This window comes from Cellulosimicrobium sp. 4261, assembly GCF_040546915.1.
GTDB classification, from domain to species: Bacteria; Actinomycetota; Actinomycetes; order Actinomycetales; family Cellulomonadaceae; genus Cellulosimicrobium; species Cellulosimicrobium cinnabarinum.
Map to the genome: position 1 here is coordinate 1 of NZ_JBEPOQ010000019.1, position 20,469 is coordinate 20,469.

The 20,469-nt window shown below is 75.2% G+C and carries 21 protein-coding genes; 1 reads left to right on the forward strand and 20 read right to left on the reverse strand.

The window, feature by feature from the left end; all coding sequences use genetic code 11:
* Positions 1 to 135: 135 nt before the first annotated feature.
* Positions 136 to 1,119, reverse strand: coding sequence for a 30S ribosomal protein S2 (gene rpsB, locus ABIE39_RS17135; protein ID WP_034652460.1), 984 nt, complete (start codon positions 1,117 to 1,119; stop codon positions 136 to 138).
* A 597-nt stretch (positions 1,120 to 1,716) separates the two neighbouring features.
* On the opposite strand from rpsB, the gene ABIE39_RS17140 reads away from it, so the two are divergent.
* Positions 1,717 to 2,253, forward strand: a complete 537-nt coding sequence (locus tag ABIE39_RS17140) for a peptidoglycan DD-metalloendopeptidase family protein (RefSeq protein ID WP_175009605.1) — start codon at positions 1,717 to 1,719, stop codon at positions 2,251 to 2,253.
* Between the two features lie 97 nt (positions 2,254 to 2,350).
* On the opposite strand, the gene ABIE39_RS17145 is transcribed toward ABIE39_RS17140, so the two are convergent.
* From ABIE39_RS17145 to ABIE39_RS17235, 19 genes are all read right to left on the reverse strand, one after another.
* Positions 2,351 to 3,247 carry a tyrosine-type recombinase/integrase gene (locus ABIE39_RS17145; RefSeq protein ID WP_354052790.1) on the reverse strand — a complete coding sequence of 299 codons (897 nt, stop codon included), beginning with the start codon at positions 3,245 to 3,247 and terminating at the stop codon, positions 2,351 to 2,353.
* A 273-nt stretch (positions 3,248 to 3,520) separates the two neighbouring features.
* Positions 3,521 to 4,900 carry a DNA-processing protein DprA gene (dprA, locus tag ABIE39_RS17150; protein ID WP_354052750.1) on the reverse strand — a complete coding sequence of 460 codons (1,380 nt, stop codon included), beginning with the start codon at positions 4,898 to 4,900 and terminating at the stop codon, positions 3,521 to 3,523.
* 31 nt (positions 4,901 to 4,931) lie between these two features.
* Positions 4,932 to 6,470 (reverse strand): YifB family Mg chelatase-like AAA ATPase, encoded by a 1,539-nt coding sequence (locus ABIE39_RS17155; protein WP_175009606.1) that lies wholly within the window; start codon positions 6,468 to 6,470, stop codon positions 4,932 to 4,934.
* A complete protein-coding gene (locus ABIE39_RS17160; RefSeq protein ID WP_021483325.1) occupies positions 6,470 to 6,829 on the reverse strand; it encodes a YraN family protein in 360 nt (119 codons plus the stop codon). Before ABIE39_RS17160 ends, ABIE39_RS17155 begins: the two co-directional genes overlap by 1 nt.
* 113 nt (positions 6,830 to 6,942) lie before the next feature.
* A complete protein-coding gene (locus ABIE39_RS17165) occupies positions 6,943 to 7,242 on the reverse strand; it encodes a DUF2469 domain-containing protein (protein ID WP_024840525.1) in 300 nt (99 codons plus the stop codon).
* A 50-nt stretch (positions 7,243 to 7,292) separates the two neighbouring features.
* Positions 7,293 to 8,027, reverse strand: coding sequence for a ribonuclease HII (gene rnhB, locus ABIE39_RS17170; protein ID WP_354052792.1), 735 nt, complete (start codon positions 8,025 to 8,027; stop codon positions 7,293 to 7,295).
* A 92-nt stretch (positions 8,028 to 8,119) separates the two neighbouring features.
* Positions 8,120 to 8,935, reverse strand: coding sequence for a signal peptidase I (lepB, locus tag ABIE39_RS17175; protein WP_502914890.1), 816 nt, complete (start codon positions 8,933 to 8,935; stop codon positions 8,120 to 8,122).
* A gap of 143 nt (positions 8,936 to 9,078) precedes the next feature.
* Positions 9,079 to 9,438 (reverse strand): 50S ribosomal protein L19, encoded by a 360-nt coding sequence (gene rplS / locus ABIE39_RS17180; RefSeq protein WP_074809982.1) that lies wholly within the window; start codon positions 9,436 to 9,438, stop codon positions 9,079 to 9,081.
* 274 nt (positions 9,439 to 9,712) lie between these two features.
* On the reverse strand, positions 9,713 to 10,531 hold the full coding sequence (gene trmD / locus ABIE39_RS17185; RefSeq protein WP_175009607.1) for a tRNA (guanosine(37)-N1)-methyltransferase TrmD: 819 nt from the start codon (positions 10,529 to 10,531) through the stop codon (positions 9,713 to 9,715).
* Between the two features lies 1 nt (position 10,532).
* Positions 10,533 to 11,123, reverse strand: coding sequence for a ribosome maturation factor RimM (gene rimM / locus ABIE39_RS17190; protein WP_354052752.1), 591 nt, complete (start codon positions 11,121 to 11,123; stop codon positions 10,533 to 10,535).
* A gap of 137 nt (positions 11,124 to 11,260) precedes the next feature.
* A complete protein-coding gene (locus ABIE39_RS17195; protein ID WP_061268928.1) occupies positions 11,261 to 11,500 on the reverse strand; it encodes an RNA-binding protein in 240 nt (79 codons plus the stop codon).
* Positions 11,500 to 11,937, reverse strand: a complete 438-nt coding sequence (gene rpsP / locus ABIE39_RS17200; protein ID WP_021482888.1) for a 30S ribosomal protein S16 — start codon at positions 11,935 to 11,937, stop codon at positions 11,500 to 11,502. Before rpsP ends, ABIE39_RS17195 begins: the two co-directional genes overlap by 1 nt.
* 179 nt (positions 11,938 to 12,116) lie before the next feature.
* Positions 12,117 to 13,238, reverse strand: a complete 1,122-nt coding sequence (locus ABIE39_RS17205; protein ID WP_175009609.1) for an amidohydrolase family protein — start codon at positions 13,236 to 13,238, stop codon at positions 12,117 to 12,119.
* A 147-nt stretch (positions 13,239 to 13,385) separates the two neighbouring features.
* Complete coding sequence (ffh, locus tag ABIE39_RS17210) at positions 13,386 to 14,999, reverse strand: signal recognition particle protein (protein ID WP_074809977.1); 1,614 nt, start codon at positions 14,997 to 14,999, stop codon at positions 13,386 to 13,388.
* 111 nt (positions 15,000 to 15,110) lie between these two features.
* Entirely contained in the window at positions 15,111 to 16,958 is a 1,848-nt protein-coding gene (locus tag ABIE39_RS17215) for a [protein-PII] uridylyltransferase (RefSeq protein ID WP_354052754.1), read from the reverse strand.
* A 16-nt stretch (positions 16,959 to 16,974) separates the two neighbouring features.
* On the reverse strand, positions 16,975 to 17,313 hold the full coding sequence (locus ABIE39_RS17220; RefSeq protein WP_209827574.1) for a P-II family nitrogen regulator: 339 nt from the start codon (positions 17,311 to 17,313) through the stop codon (positions 16,975 to 16,977).
* Positions 17,310 to 18,623, reverse strand: coding sequence for an ammonium transporter (locus ABIE39_RS17225; RefSeq protein ID WP_354052756.1), 1,314 nt, complete (start codon positions 18,621 to 18,623; stop codon positions 17,310 to 17,312). Before ABIE39_RS17225 ends, ABIE39_RS17220 begins: the two co-directional genes overlap by 4 nt.
* Before the next feature lie 149 nt (positions 18,624 to 18,772).
* Positions 18,773 to 19,954, reverse strand: coding sequence for a signal recognition particle-docking protein FtsY (ftsY, locus tag ABIE39_RS17230; protein ID WP_175009612.1), 1,182 nt, complete (start codon positions 19,952 to 19,954; stop codon positions 18,773 to 18,775).
* Between the two features lie 29 nt (positions 19,955 to 19,983).
* Positions 19,984 to 20,367, reverse strand: coding sequence for a hypothetical protein (locus ABIE39_RS17235; protein ID WP_074809973.1), 384 nt, complete (start codon positions 20,365 to 20,367; stop codon positions 19,984 to 19,986).
* Positions 20,368 to 20,469 lie beyond the last annotated feature (102 nt).

Here is a 20,469-nt window from a genome sequence, read left to right on the forward strand (position 1 = left end):
GGTGGGGCCGTGTGGGTTGTTGGCGTGGTGTTCCCCCCCCCGCCCCGGGGGGGGGGGGCGGGGCGGGCCCCGCGGGGGGGGCGGGGGGGGGGGGGGGGGGGGGCCCCCCCCCCCCCCCCCCCCCACCCCGGGACGTCACTTGGTCTCGTCGGCCTCGGCGTCGGCGACCACGGCCTCGGCGTCCGCGACGACGGCAGCCTCGGCGGCGGCCTCCTCGACGACCTCGGCGGTGGCGTCGCCCGGCTCCTCGGCGGCGACCTCGGCGGCAGCCTCGGCCACGCCCTCGGCCGCGGCGGCCTCGACGTTCGCCTCGGCGGCCTTCTCGTCCGCCTCGAGCTGCTGCTCGGCGCCGGCGAGGAGCTCGCGCTCCCACTCGGCCAGCGGCTCGGCGGAGGCGCCCGCCTCGGCCTCCGCGCCCGAGCGGCCCGAGTGACGCTGGAGCAGACCCTCGGCGACGGCGTCCGCGATGACACGCGTGAGCAGCGTCACGGAGCGGATCGCGTCGTCGTTGCCCGGGATCTTGTAGTCCACGACGTCGGGGTCGCAGTTGGTGTCGAGGATCGCGACGATCGGGATGTGGAGCTTGCGCGCCTCGTCGACCGCGAGGTGCTCCTTGTTCGTGTCGACGATCCACACGGCGGAGGGGACCTTCGCCATGTCGCGGATGCCGCCGAGCGTGCGGGCGAGCTTGTCCTTCTCGCGACGCAGGACGAGGAGCTCCTTCTTCGTGAGCGCCGAGCCGGCGACGTCGTCGAAGTCGATCTCCTCGAGCTCCTTGAGGCGCTGGAGACGCTTGTGCACCGTGGTGAAGTTCGTGAGCATGCCGCCGAGCCAGCGGTGGTTCACGTAGGGCATCCCGACGCGCGCGGCCTGCTCGGCCACGGGCTCCTGGGCCTGCTTCTTGGTGCCGACGAAGAGGATGGAGCCGCCGTGCGCGACGGTCTCCTTGACGAACTCGTACGCGCGGTCGATGTACGACAGCGACTGCTGGAGGTCGACGATGTAGATGCCGTTGCGCTCGGTGAAGATGAAGCGCTTCATCTTCGGGTTCCAACGGCGGGTCTGGTGCCCGAAGTGGACACCGCTCTCGAGGAGCTGGCGCATGGTCACGACGGCCATGACACGTCCTTTCGCCGTGCGGCCCGGGATCCACCCGGTGCGCGCACGCTTCTGGCGGCCCCTCCCGTGGGACGGGCCGCGGTGCGGTTGTCGGTGACGACCCTGGTGGTCGCACCCCTGGCGCCACCCGTGCCGACGCCTGCGACGCACCGTGGACGGTGCGAGCAGGACCGACGCCGGACGCGGCCCCGCCCGGGACCCGGACGGACCGGGAGACGAGGGCGAGGACGTGACGCGCGAAGTCGACCGGCTCCGTCCTCGGCCGAGGTGGTCCCTCGGGCCGGGCACGGCGAACGCGCCGGTCGCAGCGGCAAGTCTACCCGACGGCAGAGCCGACCACAGCCGCCGTCGTGCGCCGTCGCACGGACCGCTCGTCCACAGCCGGGGCCGCCGCGCCCGCGCCTGCTCGCGTTCCTCCGGCACGCTGGCGCAGTGACCGTCGACCACGCCCGTGTCCCGTCCGCCCGCTCGTCCGCCCGCGCGTCCGGCCGTCGCCCGGCGCATCCGCCCGATCGGCCGCGGGGCGGTGGCGTCGGGCGCTCGCACGGCCACCTGGCCGGCCTCCCGCCCGGCCGCGCCACCCGGCGTCGTGCCCGGGTGCGCGGGGCCGTCCTGGCGCTCGGCGTGATCGTCACCCTCGGCACGCCCGTCGCCGGGGCGGCGACGGCCCCGGACGCCGGGTCTGGAGCTGCGTCGACCGGGTGGGTCCCCCCGCTCGACCGGGACGTCGCCGATCTGGGCGTGCTCGCACCGTTCGACCCGCCCGAGCACGACTGGCTGCCAGGACACCGCGGCGTCGACCTCGCGGCCGCCCCCGCCGAGACCGTCCTCTCGCCTGCTCCCGGCGTGGTGTCGTTCACCGGGCCCGTGGCGGGCCGCGACGTGGTCGTCGTCCTGCACGACGACGGGCTGCGCACCTCGCTCGAGCCGGTGACGGCGTCGGTCGGGCGCGGCGAGCGTGTCGCGCCCGGCTCCGTGCTCGGCACGGTGCAGCGCGCGGAGAGCGCCCCGGGGAGCCACTGCGCCGCCACGTGCGTGCACTGGGGCGTGCGTCGCGGCGAGCGCTATCTCGACCCGCTGGCTCTCCTCGGCGACCGGCCCCCGATCGTGCTGCTGCCCCTCGGTGAGGGCTGACCGGGCCGTCCGCGACGACGCGCTCACGCGCGCGGGAACCCCGGTCGTGCCGCTCCCCCCTCGGCGACGGCCGACCGGGGCTCCCACGAGGACGCGCTCAGGCGCGCGGAAACGCCTGCTCGAACGAGCTGCGCAGCCGCTCCGCCGTCACGTGCGTGTAGCGCTGCGTCGTCGCGAGCGAAGAGTGCCCGAGGATCTCCTGCACGCTGCGCAGGTCCGAGCCTCCCGCGAGGAGGTGCGTCGCGGCGCTGTGCCGCAGGTCGTGCGGAGCGACGTCGTCGACGCCCGCGGCCGCCGCGAGGCGGTGCACCGCCTCGCGGACCTGCCGCTGCCCCCAGCGTCCGCCGCGGTCGCCCAGCAGGAGCGCGGGGCCCGAGCGCGCGGTGACGAGGGCGGGCCGGCCCACGTCGAGCCAGCGGGTCACCGCGCGCGCCGCCGGCACGCCGAACGGCACGACGCGCTCCTTGTCGCCCTTCCCGAGCACGCGTACCACCCGCTGCGCGAGGTCCACGTCGTCGACGTCGACCCCCGCGAGCTCGCCGACGCGGATCCCCGCCCCGTAGAGGAGCTCGACGGCGACCCACTCGCGCAGCCGGGCCGGCTCGCCCTCGACGGCGGACTCGCGTGCGGCGTCGAGCATGCGCGCCGCCGCGTCGACCGCGAGGACGGTCGGCAGGGTGCGGGGCACGCGCGGGCTCGCGAGCCGCGCCGCCGGGTCGGAGTCGACGCGTCCGGTGCGCCGCGCCCAGTCGAAGAACGCCCGCGCCGCCGCACCACGTCGGGCGAGGGTCGCGCGAGCCAGCCCGCGCTCCGACTGCGTGGTGAGCCACGCACGCAGCGCCGCGAGGTCGACGTCACGCGGCACCGACGCACCGTGGCGGACGGCGTGCCGAAGCAGCGACTCGACGTCGCCGGTGTAGGCGCGGACCGTGTGCGCCGACGTCCCCTGCGCCACCTCGAGGTGCACCGCGAAGTCCGCGAGCGCGGCACGCATCGCCTCGGGCAGCGCGACGCCGGGCGCCGCGGTGCGCTCGTCCGCGGCACGTTCCTCGGTGGGGTCGGCTCGTGTCACTCCCCCAGTCTCGCGCGCGGCGGGCCCGGGCCCGCGGAGGCGCTCCGCTCACCGTGCACTGCTCACCACCCGTGGCTCACGGCGCACCGCCTACGACAGTCTGCCCGCGAGGCGCCGCGCGGCGCGAGGCACGAGGCGGCGCGAGGCGCGAGGCACGAGGCGGCGCGAGGCACGAGGCGGCGCGAGGCGCGCGGCTCATGGCTCACGCACCCGCCGCCAGCCGACAGGCGCCCGCTCGGCGAGGCCGCGGGCCTCGAGTCTCCCCAGCGCACCGACCACGTCCGTCACGGCAAGACCGGCGGCGCGAGCCATCGCCTCGGTCGTGGCTCCGGCACGCAGCGGGAGCGCGTCCCAGGTACGTGTCTCGACAGGGTCCAGGTCGTCGTACGGGGCGGAGTGCGCCGCACGCCACGAGCTCGGGGCGGGTGCGGCCGGTGCCGCGTCCCGCGCGAGGTCGCCCGCGAGCTCGACGACCTCGTCCACGTCGGTGACGCACACCGCCACGCCGTCGCGCAGCAGCCGGTGGCACCCGGTCGACGCCATCGACGTCACGGGCCCGGGCACGGCACCCACCGGTCGCGAGAGCTCCGCGGCGCGCGACGCCGTGCTGAGCGAGCCCGAGCGCCAGGCCGCCTCGACGACGACCGTCGCGCTCGCGAACGCCGCGATCAGCCGGTTGCGCAGGAGGAACCGCACCCGGCTCGGGACCGATCCGGGCGGGACCTCCGAGACGACCGCGCCGCCCGCCTCGACGACCGAGCGGAGCAGGTCGGCGTTCCCGGCCGGGTAGAACCGGTCCACGCCGCCCGCGAGGAACGCGACCGTCGGTCCGCCGGAGAGGATCGCCGCCCGGTGCGCCGCCGCGTCGATACCGTACGCACCGCCGGACACGACGGTGAAGCCCCGCGCCACGAGCCCCGCCGCGATCTCACCCGTCACGTGGCGGCCGTAGTCGGTGCAGGCGCGGGCGCCGACCACCGCGACCGAGCGCGCGGCGAGGTCCTGCACCCCCGCGCTCCCTCGCACCCACAGCGCGAGCGGGCGCACGGGGCCGAGGTCGTCGAGGCCGGATGGCCACCGGTCGTCGCCCGGCACGACGAGAGTGCCGCCGAGGCGATCGAGCACGCGCAGCTCACGGCGAGGGTCCAGCCCGTCGAGGCGCGGCGCCCACCGCCCGACGGCGCGCAGGAGCCGGGCCACCGACCGGGCGCGCGGGTCGTGCTCCGTCACGCGCGCGTCGGTCGACCGGCCCACCGGGTCGCGCGCGGTCACTCCCGGGTCGGTCGAGCGCACCACCGGGCCGGTCCCGTCCTCGCACGTGTCGGGAGCGGGTCCGACCGCGGGGACGCTCGTCGGCCCTTCCCGGGCCGGAGGGAAGCCGACGGGCGCGCCGTCGTCCGCGAGCCGGACCAGCGCGCGACGCGCACCGGCCGGGTCACGGGCCGCCTCGTGGAGCCACTCGAGCGCGGGACCGGCGCCGAGCTGGTCGACGAGCGCGACCGCGACCTGGTCGCCCGGTTCCGCGACGCGCGACCACGCCGCGCGCGCGAGGCGTTCGTCGAGGACGTCGAACACCGGGCGCCCGTCCCCGGTGCCCGACCCGCGCTCAGGCACGGTAGCCCCGGGTGCGCAGCGCGAGCCCGGTCCCGACGTCCGCCCGGGTGGGCGCGGCGCGCCCGGCCAGGTCGGCGACGGTCCAGGCGAGGCGCAGGACGCGGTCCGCGCCCCGCAGGCTCAGTGTGCCGCGGTCGAGCGCGCGGTCCACGTCCGCCAGGAGGCCGGAGTCGGGGCCGAGCTGCTCGCGCAGCCAGGTGCCGGGCACCTCGCCGTTGGTGCGCCACGGCGTGCCGCCGAGGCGGGACGCGGCCGCCTCCCGGGCCGCGGCGACCCGCGCCGCGACGACCGCGCTCGGCTCCGGGGCCGCTGCTCGCGCGCGCTCGACCCGGGTCACCGGCCGGACCTCGACCTGCACGTCCACGCGGTCGAGGAGCGGGCCGGAGAGCCGCCCGAAGTACCGTCGCTGCGCCACCGACGAGCACGTGCACTCGAGGCCCTTGCCGACGCCCTGGCCGCACGGGCACGGGTTGGCGGCGAGGACGAGCTGGAAGCGTGCGGGGTAGCGCGCCGTCCCGCCCGCCCGGTGGATGACGAGCTCGCCGTGCTCGAGCGGCTGGCGCAGCGTCTGGAGGACGCGGGCGCCGAACTCGGGTGCCTCGTCGAGGAAGAGCACGCCCCGGTGCGCGCGCGACGCGGCCCCGGGGCGCGGCAGGCCGCTGCCCCCGCCGACGATGGCGGCGGGCGTCGCGGTGTGGTGCGGGTCCTCGTAGGGCGGGCGGTGGACCAGCCCCGCGCCGGGGTCGAACACCCCGGCCACCGAGTGGACGGCGGTGACCTCGACCGCCTCGCTCTCCGTGAGGTCCGGCAGGATCCCCGGGAGCCGCGACGCGAGCATCGTCTTGCCCGCACCCGGCGCCCCGACGAGCAGCAGGTGGTGGCCGCCCGCGGCCGCCACCTCGAGCGCGTGCCGCGCCTCGTCCTGCCCGACGACCTCCGAGAGGTCCCCGGGGCGGGCCACGGGCACGACGGGGCGCGGGACCACGACCGGCGCGGCCGCCTCGTCCGCACCCTCCAGCGACGCGCCGTGGAGCCGCGCGACGTCCGCGAGGCTCGCCGCCCCGACCACCCGGGCACCGGGAACGAGGCGCGCCTCCGCCACGTCCGCCGCCGGCACCACGACGTCCGGGAACCCGGCGGCGACCGCCGCCGCCACGGCCGGCAGGACCCCGCGGACCGGCTGGAGCCGGCCGTCGAGCCCGAGCTCGCCCAGGTGCACGACGCCGTCCGCCGCACCCGCGGGCAGCACCTGGGCACCGGCGAGCAGCGCGACGGCGATCGCGACGTCGAAGCCCGTCCCGGACTTGGGCAGCGCCGCCGGCGAGAGGTTGATCGTGACCTTGCGCTGGGGCCACGCGATGCCCGAGGAGGTCACCGCCGCGCGCACACGGTCGCGCGACTCGCTCAGGGCGGTGTCCGGCAGCCCCACGAGGACGAAGCCGGGGACGGACGCCGCGAGGTGGGCCTGCACCTCGACGACGTGACCGGAGAGCCCGACGAGCGCGACCGCGCGTGTGGTCCCGAGCCCCATCAGGCGCTCACCCCGACGAGGTGCTCGACCCGTGCCGCACCGGCACGCGCCACGAGGACCGCGACGACGTCGATCCGGACCGATCGGGCGCGGACGTCGTGCGTCGCGAGCCACTCCCCCGTGAGCCGGCGCAGGCGGCCGAGCTTCGCGGGCGTGACGGCCTGGGCCGGGTGCCCGAACCCCGTGCCGCGCCGGGTCTTGACCTCGACGGCCACGAGCACGTCCCCGTCGAGCGCGACGACGTCGAGCTCGCCGCGCGTCCCGCGCCAGTTGCGGTCGAGGAGCGTCCAGCCCGCCTCGACCAGGTGGGCCGCGGCCACCTTCTCCCCGTACCGCCCGACGGCGTCGTTCGCTCCCATGGGCTCACCTCCGCGGCCCACCGTGGGGCAGGGCGCGGGGGCGGCGCCAGGGGCGCCGGGCGGCCTGTGGAGCCGCCGTCAGGCAGCGGTCCTGTGCACGGCCACGACGGGCGTCAGAGCTGGAGCTCCGCCTTCGCGAGCTCCTCGACGTTCACGTCCTTGAACGTCACGACGCGCACCGACTTCACGAACCGCGCGGAGCGGTAGACGTCCCAGACCCACGCGTCGGCGAGCCGCAGCTCGAAGTAGACCTCACCGGCGGCGGATCGCACCTGCAGGTCGACCTGGTTCGCCAGGTAGAAACGGCGTTCGGTCTCCACCACGTACGAGAACAGGCCCACCACGTCGCGGTACTCGCGGTACAGCGCGAGCTCCATCTCGGTCTCGTAGTTCTCCAGGTCTTCGGCGCTCACGGCTCCATCATGGACCATCGGCGGCCACCGGACCGGTCGGAGGGCACCGCTCAGCTCGTCGGCAGACCGGCCTCGGGGTCGAGCTCGAGCACGTCGACCGGGTCGCCGTACGCCGGGATGTCGATGCCCGCGTCACCGCGCTCGGGCAGCCGCCAGGACCGCCGGTGCTGCGGCGTCGGACCGTGCTCGCGCAGCGCCTCGACGTGCGCCGCCGCCCCGTAGCCCTTGTTCTGGTCCCACCCGAAGGCCGGGTACTGGCGCGCCAGGCTCGTCATGAGGCCGTCGCGCTCGGTCTTCGCGAGCACGCTCGCGGCAGCCACCGACGCGCACTGCAGGTCCGCCTTCACGAGGGTGCGCACGCGCGGGTCGACGAGCCGGACGTCGTCGTGCGGGTCGAGGTCGAACGCCTCGAAGAGGTCGACCGCCGAGGGGCGGCTCAGCCAGTCGTGCTTGCCGTCGAGCAGGACCGCGTCGACATCGCCGACCGTCCGGCGCACCTGAGCGAGCGCACGGCGGCCCGCGAGCCGGAGCGCGCCCACGATCCCGTGCGCGTCGATCTCCGCCGGACCCGCGTGACCCACGGCCCACGCGACGCACCACGAGCGCGCGAGAGGCACGAGCGCCTCGCGCGCCGCCGCGGTGAGGAGCTTGGAGTCGGTGAGCCCGGGCGGGCAGGGCTTCGTCGCGAGGTCGACGACGACGACCCCGACCGACACGGGCCCGGCGAGCGCGCCACGACCGACCTCGTCCATCCCGGCGACGAGCCGCGCGCCGTCGCGGAGCATGGCGCGCTCCTGGCGCAGGTCGGGCCGACGACGGGCGGGTGCGCGGCGCGCCGGAGCCCGCGCGGGCTCCGACCGGGCGACGGCGTCGAGCGTCACGGCTCCACCTCGGGGACGTCGGCGAACACGTCGCCGGGGTTGCCCAGCAGACCGACGTGCGACAACGGCCACACCTTGACGAACGCCGTGCCCACGACGTTGCTCATCGGCACGAACCCACCCCCGGGCTTGCCGGTGTTGTAGCGCGAGTCCGCGGAGTTCTGCCGGTTGTCGCCCATGACGAACAGCATGTCGGCAGGGACCGTGTGGTCGAACGCGTCCTGGCTGGGGATCGACCCCGGCTTGATGTACGTCTCGTCGATGGGCACGTCGTTGACGCTCACGCGGCCCTCGGCGTCGCAGCACACGACGTGGTCGCCCGGGACGCCGATGACGCGCTTGATGAGGTGCTCCCCCGTGTCCTGCGGCAGCAGGCCGACGAACGTCAGCGCCGCGCGGACGGCCTTGGACACCGGGCTCTCGTCCTGGGGCTCCTGCGGCGGCAGCCAGCCGCCCGGGTCCTTGAACACGACGATGTCGCCGCGGTGCACGTCGAACGCGCCGGGCACGAGACGGGAGACCATCACGCGGTCGCCCTCGACGAGCGTGTCCTCCATCGAGGCGCTCGGGATGAAGAACGCCTGCACGAGGAACGTCTTGATGAGCAGGGAGAGCACGAGCGCGCTGACCACGATGATCGCGGTCTCGCGCAGCAGCGACGACTTGCGCGGGCGCTCGCGCGGGGCGCTCTCCGCCCCCTCGGCCGCCAGGTGCTGGCCGTGCGGGGAGCGCCCGTCGTCCTCGGGGCCGAGCGCCGCACGCTCGGTGCCGGCGTCGGGCTGCGGGCCGCGGGGCGGGGCGCTGTCGGTCACGCGTTCACAATGCCACCTCGGGCGGCGATCCGGGAAACGGAACCGGCCCGCGGACGGCGGACGGCGGGTACGCCGACGGCGGCCGCCCCGGGAGGGACGGCCGCCGTCGGACGAGCGGAGCGGCGGTGTCGGTCGACAGCCGATCAGCGGTTGGGCGCGGTGTCGCGCTTCTCCTTGATCTTCGCCTTCTTGCCGCGCAGCGCGCGCAGGTAGTACAGCTTGGCGCGACGCACGTCACCGCGCGTCACGACCTCGACGGAATCGATGGACGGCGAGTGCACGGGGAACGTGCGCTCGACACCCACGCCGAAGCTGATCTTGCGGACCGTGAACGTCTCGCGGACGCCGCTGCCCTGACGGGCGATGACGACACCCTGGAACGCCTGGACGCGGGAGCGGGTGCCCTCGACGACCTTGACGTTGACCTTGAGCGTGTCGCCGGGACGGAACTCCGGGACGTCGCTGCGCAGCGATGCTGCGTCGACGCTGTCCAGCGTGTGCATGGTGCTTCTCCTCGCCCGCCACAGGTCGGACGCGTGCTCGTGGGCCCGGACAGGCCGGGCCGTCGTCGAATCGGTGGGGTGTGCCGTGCTGCGCGTGGACGGTCGTCGACCTCGCGGTCGTCGGGTCCGTCGTGCCAGTCCGCCCGAGGATCGGGCGCGGGCTCCCCTGTGGCAGAGGTCCGGGGCGGCACACACCGATCGACCATTCTGCCACACCGGAGGGTCGGCGCGGCAGCCGCGGACGACCGCGCGTGCCCGCGCCGCACGGCCCGGCTCAGCGCGCGTCGTCGGCGGGGCGCTCCAGGTGTCCGTCGACGACGTCCCATCCGACCTCCGCGAGGACCGCCAGGTCGTGCCGGTCGAGGGCCGCGACGTCGAGCGCGCGCACCATGTCCGGGCGGCGGCCGGCGGTACGACGCAGGGCCTGGTCCCGGCGCCAGCGCCGGATCCGGGCGTGGTGCCCGGACAGCAGGACGTCGGGCACCTCGAGGTCGTCCCACACGGGCGGCTTCGTGTAGACGGGGTACTCCAGGAGCCCCGCGGCCCCGTGCGACTCCTCGACGAGCGACTCCGGGTTGCCCACGACGCCGGGCAGCAGCCGCCCGACGGCCTCGATCATCACGAGCGCCGCCACCTCGCCGCCGTTGAGCACATAGTCGCCGATCGAGAGCTCGCTGACGCGCATCCCGGCGGCACGGTAGTGCTCCGCCACGCGCGCGTCGATGCCCTCGTAGCGTCCGCAGGCGACGACGAGGTGCTCCTCCGTCGCGAGCTCCTCCGCGGTGCGCTGGGTGAAGGTCGCGCCCGACGGCGTCGGCACGACCAGGTGCACCGCGCTCGCCTCGCCCCCGGGCGCCTCGGCCGACAGGCCGGACACGTCGTCGATCGCCCGCCCCCACACGTCGGGACGCATGACCATGCCCGCGCCGCCGCCGAACGGCGTGTCGTCGACCGTGCGGTGCCGGTCCGACGTCCAGTCGCGCAGGTCGTGGACGCGCAGGTCGAGGATCCCGGCCGTGCGTGCCTTGCCGACGAGCGACAGGTCCAGCGCGGCGAGGTAGTCGGGGAAGATCGTGACGACGTCGATCCGCACGTCAGGCCTCGCCGTCGGCCGGGGCGTCCTGCGGCCCGGGCGCGTCCGCCGCGTCGCCGGCGCTCGGCGCCGCGACCTCCAGGCGCTCCACGTCCGACGCGAGCAGGCCGCCCGGCGGGTCGAGCACGACCCGGCCGCCGGCCACGTCGACGACGGGCACGATCTGCCGGACGAAGGGCACGAGGGTGCGGGCGCCGTCCGGCTCGCGCAGCACGAGCACGTCGTGCGCGGGCAGGTGCTCGAGGCCCTCGACGCGCCCCAGCACGCGCCCGTCCGTGCTCTCGGCACGCAGCCCGGCGAGCTCGTGCGGGTACCACGCGTCCTCCTCGTCGGAGGCCTCGACCTCGACGACGAGCTCGACGCCCCGCAGCGCCTCGGCGCCCGTGCGGTCGCGCACGCCCTCGAAGCCGACGAGCCAGCGGCCCTGGTGGACGCGCACGGTGGCGACGGTGAGGGGGCCGGCGTCGGCGGGTCGCGTCTCCAGACGCTCCCCCACCGCGAGGCGCTCCTCCGGCTCGTCGGTGCGCAGGTCGAGGGCGACCTCGCCTCGCAGCCCGTGCGCCTTGCCGACGCGCGCGACGGTCAGCTCCATCGTCGTGACTCCTCGTGTGGTCCTGGTCGGGACAGGTGTGCGCCGGTCCTCCGGCGGCGGACGCAGGAAGGCCCGGCCCGCCGGTGGCGGACCGGGCCTTGCCCGTCGCCCCTCGCGGGGCGTCGTCGGTGCGGGCCTCAGCGGCGGTCGACGTCCACGACGTCGACGCGGACCGGCCCGTCGGTCGCGAGCGCGCCGATGACCGTGCGCAGGGCACGGGCGGTGCGCCCGCCGCGACCGATGACGCGGCCGAGGTCCTCCGGGTGCACCCGGACCTCGAGCAGGTCACCGCGACGCAGCGTCTTCGTGGCCACGCGGACGTCGTCCGGGTTGTCCACGATGCCGCGCACGAGGTGCTCGAGGGCCTCGGCGATCATCAGGCCTGCTCGTCGGCAGCGGCCTCGTCGGCCGCGTCGGCGGTCTCCTCGGCCGGAGCCTCGGTCTTCTTCTCGGCAGCCTTGGCCTTGACCTTCTCGGCGTCCGCGGCGGCGGCCTCGATGGCGGCGGTCGGGTCGACCTTCTCGCCCTTGACCTTGAGCGTGCCCTCGGCGCCGGGCAGGCCCTTGAACTTCTGCCAGTCGCCGGTGACCTTGAGGAGCGCGAGCACCTGCTCCGTCGGCTGCGCGCCGACGCCGAGCCAGTACTGGGCGCGGTCCGAGGTGATCTCGATGAACGAGGGCTCCTCGGTGGGGTGGTACTTGCCGATCTCCTCGATCACACGACCGTCGCGCTTGGTGCGCGAGTCGGCGACGACGACACGGTAGTACGGCGCACGGATCTTGCCGAGACGCTTCAGACGAATCTTGACGGCCACAGTGGTGGTCTCTCCTGGTTCTGGTTCGGGCGAACCCGCGATCGTCCCGTGGGGACAGGACGAGGAAGGGGTTCAGGACACGGCACGCGCCGGAGAGAGGGGCCGGGGCACGCCGAGTACCGGGACATTGTGCCAGACGGCGAGGGCATCGACCAACCTGCGGGCGACGCCGGACCCCGTCAGGTGGCGGGCGCCACGATCTCGCCGCGCAGCACGACGGCGGTCGGGGCGCGCAGGACGCCGACGTCCTGGCGTGGGTCCTGCGGGTAGACGACGAAGTCGGCCGACGCGCCCTCGACGAGCGACGTGTAGCCGAGGTACTCCCGGCCCTGCCAGCTCGCGGCCGCGACGACCGCGGCGTCGGGGATGCCCGCGGCGACGAGCTCGGCGCACTCGTCGGCGAGGCGACCGTGCCCGATCGTCCCGCCCGCGTCGGTGCCGACGAGGATCTGGATGCCGGACTCGTACAGCGCCCGCGCCTGCTCGTACCGCCGCTCGTGCAGGCGCCGCATGCGGGCCGCGAACACCGGGTAGCGGGCGTCGGCCTGTCGCGCGATGTTCTCGAACTGCCCGATCTGGAGCAGGGTCGGGGTGACCGCGACGCCCCGCTCGGAGATCTCGTACATGAGGTCGGGGTGGATCCCCGTGCCGTGCTCGATCCCGTCGACGCCCGCGGCGAGCAGCGACGGGATCACCTCGTCGGAGAACGCGTGAACGGTCACACGGGCGGCCTCGGCGTGCGCGGCCGCGACCGCCTCGGCGAGGACGTCGTCGGGCCACAGCGGTCGCAGGTCGCCGTCCGCGCCGAGGTCGCGGTCGATCCAGTCGCCCACGATCTTGACCCACCCGTCGCCCTGGCGCGCCTCGCGGCGCACGGCCTCGGGGAGCTGGGCGACGTCGTCGAGCTCGAGCCCGTAGTGGCGCAGGTAGCGCTTGGGCCGGGCGAGGTGGCGGCCCGCGCGCACGAGGCGCGGCAGGTCACGACGGCCGTGCACCCACCGCGTGTCGAGCGGCGAGCCGGCGTCGCGCACCAGGAGAACCCCGCTGTCGCGGTCCGTCAGCGCCTGCTCCTGCGCGGTCGTCGCGTCGACGGCGCCCTGGGCGCCCAGCCCGACGTGGCAGTGCACGTCGACGAGGCCGGGCAGGGCCCAGCCCTCGAGCTCGACCATGTTGGTGCCCTGCGCCGACGGCCGGGTGAGGCTGATCCGCCCGTCCTTGACCCACAGGTCGCCCACCTCGCGGTCGTCGCCGACGATGACGTGGCCGCGGACGTGCAGCGTGGGGCCTTCCAGCGCGGACATGCGGCTCCTGGGTGAGGACGGACGGGACGGGAGACGGCCCGGTCGGGGGCGCGGTGCGGCACCGGGCGGGTGCCACGGACATAACCTAGCGCCCGGGCGGCTGCGGGTCGCACCCGGGCGCGGGCGGCTGTCCGGGACGGCCGCGGCTCAGCGGCCGCCGAGCAGCTTCTCGAAGCCGGGCGGCAGCTGCAGGTCGTCCGGGGTGGCGGACGGCGGCGCGTCCGTGGGCCCGACGCCGAACGCGGAGCCCGACGGCGCCGCGGGACCGGTGAGCTCCCCCGCCGCGCGCGCGGCGGCCGCGCGCTCCTGCGCGGCCCGCTTCGCCGGGTTGCCCGACTTGCCCTTGACCTTGCGCTGGGGCGCCTGGCGGCCCCGGGCCTTCTTGCCGCCCATGCCCGGGAGGCTGCCCATGCCCGGCATCCCCGGCATCCCGCCGCCGCGGCTCATCTGCCGCATCATCTTCTGCGCCCCGGCGAAGCGCTCGAGAAGCTGGTTGACGTCGCTCGTCGTCACGCCGGAGCCGCGCGCGATGCGCGCGCGCCGCGAGCCGTTGATGATCTTGGGGTTGTCCCGCTCCGCGGGGGTCATCGACCGGATGATGGCCTCGATGCGGTCGACCTCGCGCTCGTCGAAGTTCTCGATGGCCTCGCGCATCTGGCCCATGCCCGGCAGCATGCCGAGCATCTTCTTCATCGAGCCCATGTTCTTCATCTGCTGCATCTGCACCAGGAAGTCCGCGAGCGTGAAGTCCTGCCCCGTGGCGACCTTCTCGGCCATCTTCGCGGCCTGCTCGGCGTCGAACGCCTTCTCGGCCTGCTCGATGAGCGTGAGGACGTCACCCATGTCGAGGATGCGCGACGCCATGCGGTCCGGGTGGAACGCCTCGAAGTCGGTGAGCTTCTCACCCGTGGAGGCGAAGAGGATCGGGCGGCCGGTGACCCCGCGGACCGACAGCGCGGCACCACCGCGCGCGTCGCCGTCGAGCTTCGTGAGCACGACGCCCGTGAAGTCGACGCCTTCCTCGAAGGCCTTCGCGGTCGCGACGGCGTCCTGTCCGATCATCGCGTCGATGACGAACAGGACCTCGTCGGGCTGCACGGCGTCGCGGATGTCCGACGCCTGCTGCATGAGGACGGCGTCCAGGCCGAGGCGGCCCGCGGTGTCGACGATGACGACGTCGTGCTGGCGCTGGCGCGCCGTCTCGACGCCCTCGCGCGCGACGGCGACCGGGTCGCCGATCACGTCGTCGACCTCGACGCCGCTCTGGTTGCCGGGGTGCGGCGCGAACACGGGGACGCCGGCGCGCTCGGCGACGACCGAGAGCTGGGTGACGGCGTTCGGGCGCTGCAGGTCGGCGGCGACGAGGAGCGGCGTGTGCCCCTGCTCACGCAGGTGCAGGGCGAGCTTGCCCGCGAGCGTCGTCTTCCCGGCACCCTGGAGGCCCGCGAGCATGATGACGGTCGGCGGTGTCTTGGAGAACCGCAGCCCGCGGCTCTCGCCGCCGAGGATGCCGACGAGCTCCTCGTTGACGATCTTGACGACCTGCTGCGCCGGGTTGAGCGCGCCCGAGACCTCGGAGGAGAGCGCGCGCTCGCGCACCGTCGCGCTGAACTCGCGCACGACGGGCACCGCGACGTCGGCGTCGAGCAGCGCGCGCCGGATCTCCCGGATCGTCGCGTCGATGTCCGCCTCGGACAGCCGGCCCTTCGCACGCAGGTTCTTGAAGGTCGAAGTCAGTCGGTCCGACAGCGTGTTGAACACCGCGTCATCCTCACCAGTCGTCGGAAGTCTCGTGCGCGTCGGCCCTCCGTCGTCCCCGCTCCCCGGCAGACGTGGGGCGGGCACGGGACGGGCCGTCCGCGAGGGTCTAGCCTACCCGGCGGCGCCCGGTCCCCCCGGCACGGCGCCCAGCGCGCGGAGCGTCTCCCCCACGAGGTCGTCCACGAGGCGCGCGCGCCACGCCGTCCACGCGCTCGGGCCGAGCGACGACGCGTCCGCCTCCGTGAGCGCGCGCAGCACCACGAGCAGGTCGGCGCGGTGGTCGACGGCGTCCGCGAGCTCCGCGACCGTCGCCGGGTCGTCGGGGTCCTCGCTCACGGCGAGGCGCGAGAGGGTGAGGTGGTGGCGGACGAGGCGCTCGACGTCGGCCACGACGTCCGGCTCGAACCCCATGCGGCCGAGGATCGCGGGCACGAGCCGCGCGCCCTCGACGGAGTGGTCGGCGGCTCCGGCGCGCTTGCCGATGTCGTGCAGGACCGCGGAGAGCAGCAGGAGGTCGCTGCGCTCGACCTCCTTGCGGGCGCGCGCGGCGCGCGCCACGACCTCGACGAGGTGCCGGTCGACGGTGTGCCGGTGGACGGCCGCGCGCTGCGGCCGGTTGCGCACGCCGGCCCACTCGGGGATCCACGTCGTGACGACGCCCGCGAGGTCGAGCGCCTCCCAGACCGCGACCTGCGCCTGACCGGACCCAAGCAGGGCGAGGAACGCGGACCGCGCGGCGCGCGGCCACGGCTCCGGCAGGGCGGGGCAGCGCGCGAGGCTGGCGACGGAGACGGGCGAGAGCGTCAGCCCCGTGCGCGCCGCCGTCGCCGCGGCGCGCAGCGACAGGAGCGGGTCCGCCTCCGGGTGGGCGTCCACGGCGAGCACGAGCTCGCCGTCGTGCTCGACGAGCCCGTCGCCGACCGACCGCAGCCGTGGCGCCGCGCGTCGTCCCCGCACGAGCACCGGGCGGCGCGCGACCGACGGCCGCTGGAGCGCCTGCCGCGCCCGGCGGACGGTGGTGTCGAGCGCGTAGGAGATCTCGCGGCCCGCCGCGGCGAGGCTCGCGAGCAGCTCGTCGGGGTCGTCGTACCCGGACAGCGCGGCGACCTCGTCGAGGTCGGCGAGCAGGAGACGGCTCGTGTGGCGGCCCGTGACGACCTGGAGCGTGTCGCGGACGTCGAGCAGGTGGGCGTGCGCCCGGTCGACCGTCCCGTGCGGGCGGTCGGTGAGCCACGTCGCCGCGAGCGCCGAGAGCACGACCGCGTCCCGGATGCCGCCGCGCGACTCCTTGAGGTCGGGTTCGATGAGGTAGGCGAGCTCGCCGGACCGCTCGGCGCGCTCGCGCGTCGAGGAGAGCAGGTCGGGCAGGCGGCGGCGCGAGGCGGACCGCCAGTCGGTGAGCACGGCGGAGGACGCGCGGTGCACGACGAGCGCGTCCCCCGCGACCGCGCGCACGTCGAGCCACCCGACGGCGGCGGGGACGTCCTTCGACGCCACCTGGCGGCACTGCGAGAGGGAGCGCACGGCATGGTCGAGGTCGACGCCCGCGTCCCAGAGCGGATACCAGAGCCGCTCGGCGACGTGGGCGACCTCGTCCGGGGAATGGGTACGGCCGTCGTGGACGAGGACGAGGTCGAGGTCGCTCGCGGGGCCCATGTCGCCCCGCCCGAGGCTCCCGACCGCGGCGAGCGCGAGCCCCTCGGGCGCGACGCCGTCGGTCGCGTCGAGCCAGAGGCCCGCGAGCGAGGAGGTGACGAGGTCGACGACGGCGGCGCGGCGCGCGACCCCGCTGCGGCCGGGTCCGCTCATGGACCGCGCGACCTCGAGCATCCGCGCACGCAGGTCCCGCACCCCCTCGGGGTGCGGGACCTGCGTGCCGTGCTCACCCGGCCCTGCCGGGCGCCCCGCCGATCCCCCTGCGACCCCGCCCGTGGTCGGGGTGTCGGCGTGGTGGGTCATCCGATGGTCCGTCTCCTCACAGGGCGCCGGGGCCGTGCTCGCCCGTGCGCACCCGGGCGACGTCGTCCACGCTCACCGTCCAGACCTTGCCGTCGCCGATCTTGCCGGTCTGCGCCGCCTTGACGATCACCTCGGTGACCGCGGTGGCGTCGGCGTCGTCGACGAGGACCTCGATGCGGACCTTGGGGACCAGGTCCACCGTGTACTCGGCCCCGCGGTAGACCTCGGTGTGGCCCTTCTGACGGCCGTACCCGCTGGCCTCGCTGACCGTCATGCCCCGCACGCCCGCGGCCTCGAGCGCCGACTTCACGTCGTCGAGCCGGTGCGGCTGGATGATTCCCGTGACGAGCTTCATGCCCGCACCTCCCTGATGACGCTGCCCTGCTGGATGGACTCGTACGCCGTCTCGCCGTGGACCGCGAGGTCGATGCCGCCGACCTCGGCGTCCTCGCTCACGCGCCAGCCCATCGTGACCTTGAGGATCAGGCCGATGACCGTCGTCGTGATCGCGGTGAAGACGATCGCGACGAGCGCGATGAGCACCTGGACGACGAGCTGCTGCGCGCCGCCCCCGAAGAAGAGGCCCGTGTCGGTCGCGAGGAAGCCGATCGCGACGGTACCCCAGAGGCCGGAGACGAGGTGGACGCCGACGACGTCGAGCGAGTCGTCGTAGCCGAAGCGGTACTTCAGGCCGACCGCGAGCGCGGAGAGCGCGCCGGCGACGACGCCCAGGACGATCGACGTGACCGGGTTGAGCGCGCCGGCCGCGGGCGTGATCGCCACGAGGCCCGCGACGACGCCGGACGCGGCACCGAGCGACGTGGCGTGACCGTCGCGGATCTTCTCCGTGACGAGCCAGCCGATGATGCCGGCCGCCGTGGCGCTCGTGGTGTTGATCCAGGCGAGGCCGGCCGTCTCGTTCGCGCCGAACGCGGAGCCCGCGTTGAAGCCGAACCAGCCGAACCACAGCAGGGCCGCGCCCAGCATGACGAACGGCAGGTTGTGCGGGCGCATCGGCTCGGTGCCGAAGCCCTTGCGCTTGCCGATGAGGAGCGCGAGCACGAGCGCCGCGACACCGGCGTTGATGTGGACGACGGTGCCGCCCGCGAAGTCGATCGGCGCGACCGTGGCGGCGCCGTCGGTCACCCCGAACACCTTCGCGGCGAGACCGTTCTCGTTGGCCGAGAGGAAGCCGCCGCCCCACACCATGTGGGCGAGCGGGAAGTACGTGACCGTGACCCAGATCGCCGTGAACGTCAGCCACGTGCCGAACTTGACGCGGTCGGCGAGCGCACCCGAGATGAGCGCGACCGTGATGATCGCGAACGTCACCTGGAACGCGATGTCGACCACGTTCGGGTAGTTGCCGAGCGTGCTCGCGACGGCGCTGCCGTCGGCGTCCGTGATCGCCCCCTTGAGACCGAACTGCGCGAACGGGTTGGCGAACAGGCCACCCGTGCCGGCCTCGCCGTAGGACATCGACCAGCCCCACAGCACGTAGACGACGCCCACGACGGCCATCGCGCCGAACGACATCATCATCATGTTCAGCACGGACTTGGCGCGGACCATGCCGCCGTAGAAGAACGCCAGTCCGGGCGTCATCAGGAGCACGAGGGATGCTGAGGTCAGCATCCACGCGGTCGCCCCGGTGTCCCACTCCATCGGATCATCTCCCCTCGCCGGCCGGGCGGCCGGTCGGGGACTACGGTGGTGCGGGCGGGTTTCCCCGGCGGTGTCGCCGCGTTACGCCGGCGTGACAAGGGCGGCCCGGACGTAAACGTTCGGTTTCGCCGCACCGCGCGGCCGGTGCCTCAGGCCCCGAGGAGCCCGTCGACGAACTGCTCCGGGTCGAACGGGGCGAGGTCGTCGGGCCCCTCCCCCAGGCCGACGAGCTTGACGGGCACGCCCAGCTCGCGCTGGACCGCGACGACGATGCCGCCGCGCGCCGTGCCGTCGAGCTTCGTCAGCACGATGCCCGTGACGCCCGCGACCTCGCCGAAGACGCGCGCCTGGTTGAGGCCGTTCTGGCCCGTCGTCGCGTCGAGCACGAGGAGCACCTCCGACAGCGGGGCCTCCTTGGTGATGACGCGCCGGATCTTGCCCAGCTCGTCCATGAGGCCCTGCTTGTTCTGCAGGCGCCCGGCGGTGTCGACGAGCACGACGTCCGCACCCTCGGTGCGGCCGCGGCGCACGGCGTCGAACGCGACCGCCGCCGGGTCGGCGCCGTCGCGGTCGGACCGGACGGTCGGGACCCCGACGCGCGAGCCCCACGTCTCGAGCTGGTCGGCGGCCGCGGCGCGGAAGGTGTCCGCCGCGCCCAGCACCACGCTGCGGTCCTCGGCGACGAGCACGCGCGCGAGCTTGCCGACGGTCGTCGTCTTGCCTGTGCCGTTCACGCCGACGACGAGCACCACGGCCGGCACCGTCGACCCGTCCTCGGCGGTGCGCGGGGAGGTCGCGAGCGAGCGGTCGAGCGTCGGGTCGACGAGCGCCACGAGCTCGGTGCGCAGGAGGTCGCGCACGCTCGCGGCGTCGCGCACCCCGAGGACGCGGACCTTGGTGCGCAGCGCGTCGATGAGCTCGCCGGCCGGCCCGGCGCCGACGTCTGCGAGGAGGAGCGTCTCCTCGAGCTCGTCCCAGTCGTCCTCGGTGAGGTGGTCCCGGGAGAGGACGGAGAGCAGGCGCGCCCCGAGCGGCGAGCCGGAGCGCGCGAGGCGCTCGCGCAGGCGGACGAGCCGGCCGCCGACGGGCTCCGGGCGCTCGAGCGCGGGCGGGGCGGCGACATCTGGCTCCGGCGGCGCCGCGGTGGTCGCCGTGCCGGGCGGTGCCTCGACGGCGTCGGGCGCCGTCGCGGGAGGCGCGGCGGGGGCCGTGGGCGGGGGCTCGACGAGGTCGCGGCGACCGCGGCGACGGACCGACACGGTCCCGGCGGTGACGAGGCCGACGACCAGGAGGACGCCGAGGACGATCCAGAGCGGGAGGAGGTCGTTCACCCCGGAAGTCTCTCAGACCGGCGCGGTGCTCACGCCTCGGGAGGACGCTCCCCCGGGTGCAGCGGGCGCACGCGCTCGCGCGCGCGGTGCAGGACGTCGGTGAGCTCCTCGGCGTCGACGTACGCGTTGGACGTCACCTGCGTGGCGGTGAAGAAGTCGTCGATGCTCGTGTCCACGGGCCGCGGCATGCGCACGGTCGCGACGTGCTGGCCCGGGTTGTCGCCACGGCGGCGACGCCGCCGCAGCCCCGAGCGGAAGTCGCGCCAGAAGGCGCGCATCCCCTGCTCGCCGTCCCGTCGGTCACCCGTCGCACCGGTCGACTGCGCCTCGGCGCGCGCGACGACGCTCGCGAACAGGAACACGACCGCGGCGACGCCGAGCGTGAGTCCCAGCCACACGAACATCCAGACCATGCCCACCAGTATCCGGGCGCCGCAACGTGTCGCGACCGCAGCCACGCCGGGGCTCGTCGATCAGCACCACATCTTCACAAGGCCCGGAATTGCAACGATCCT

Coding starts and splice junctions, on each gene's coding strand:
- ABIE39_RS17235 (WP_074809973.1), bottom strand. CDS start 20,367: ATGGTCTGGATGTTCGTGTGGCTGGGACTCACGCTCGGCGTCGCCGCG.
- ABIE39_RS17155 (WP_175009606.1), bottom strand. CDS start 6,470: ATGGGGCTCGGGACCACACGCGCGGTCGCGCTCGTCGGGCTCTCCGGT.
- rplS (WP_074809982.1), bottom strand. CDS start 9,438: ATGCACACGCTGGACAGCGTCGACGCAGCATCGCTGCGCAGCGACGTC.
- ABIE39_RS17205 (WP_175009609.1), bottom strand. CDS start 13,238: ATGTCCGCGCTGGAAGGCCCCACGCTGCACGTCCGCGGCCACGTCATC.
- ABIE39_RS17195 (WP_061268928.1), bottom strand. CDS start 11,500: ATGATCGCCGAGGCCCTCGAGCACCTCGTGCGCGGCATCGTGGACAAC.
- rnhB (WP_354052792.1), bottom strand. CDS start 8,027: ATGCTCCGCGACGGCGCGCGGCTCGTCGCCGGGATGGACGAGGTCGGT.
- ABIE39_RS17215 (WP_354052754.1), bottom strand. CDS start 16,958: ATGACCCACCACGCCGACACCCCGACCACGGGCGGGGTCGCAGGGGGA.
- ABIE39_RS17220 (WP_209827574.1), bottom strand. CDS start 17,313: ATGAAGCTCGTCACGGGAATCATCCAGCCGCACCGGCTCGACGACGTG.
- rpsB (WP_034652460.1), bottom strand. CDS start 1,119: ATGGCCGTCGTGACCATGCGCCAGCTCCTCGAGAGCGGTGTCCACTTC.
- ABIE39_RS17145 (WP_354052790.1), bottom strand. CDS start 3,247: ATGCGTGCCGCGCTCGCGGACTTCGCGGTGCACCTCGAGGTGGCGCAG.
- ABIE39_RS17225 (WP_354052756.1), bottom strand. CDS start 18,623: ATGGAGTGGGACACCGGGGCGACCGCGTGGATGCTGACCTCAGCATCC.
- ABIE39_RS17160 (WP_021483325.1), bottom strand. CDS start 6,829: ATGGGAGCGAACGACGCCGTCGGGCGGTACGGGGAGAAGGTGGCCGCG.
- rimM (WP_354052752.1), bottom strand. CDS start 11,123: ATGGAGCTGACCGTCGCGCGCGTCGGCAAGGCGCACGGGCTGCGAGGC.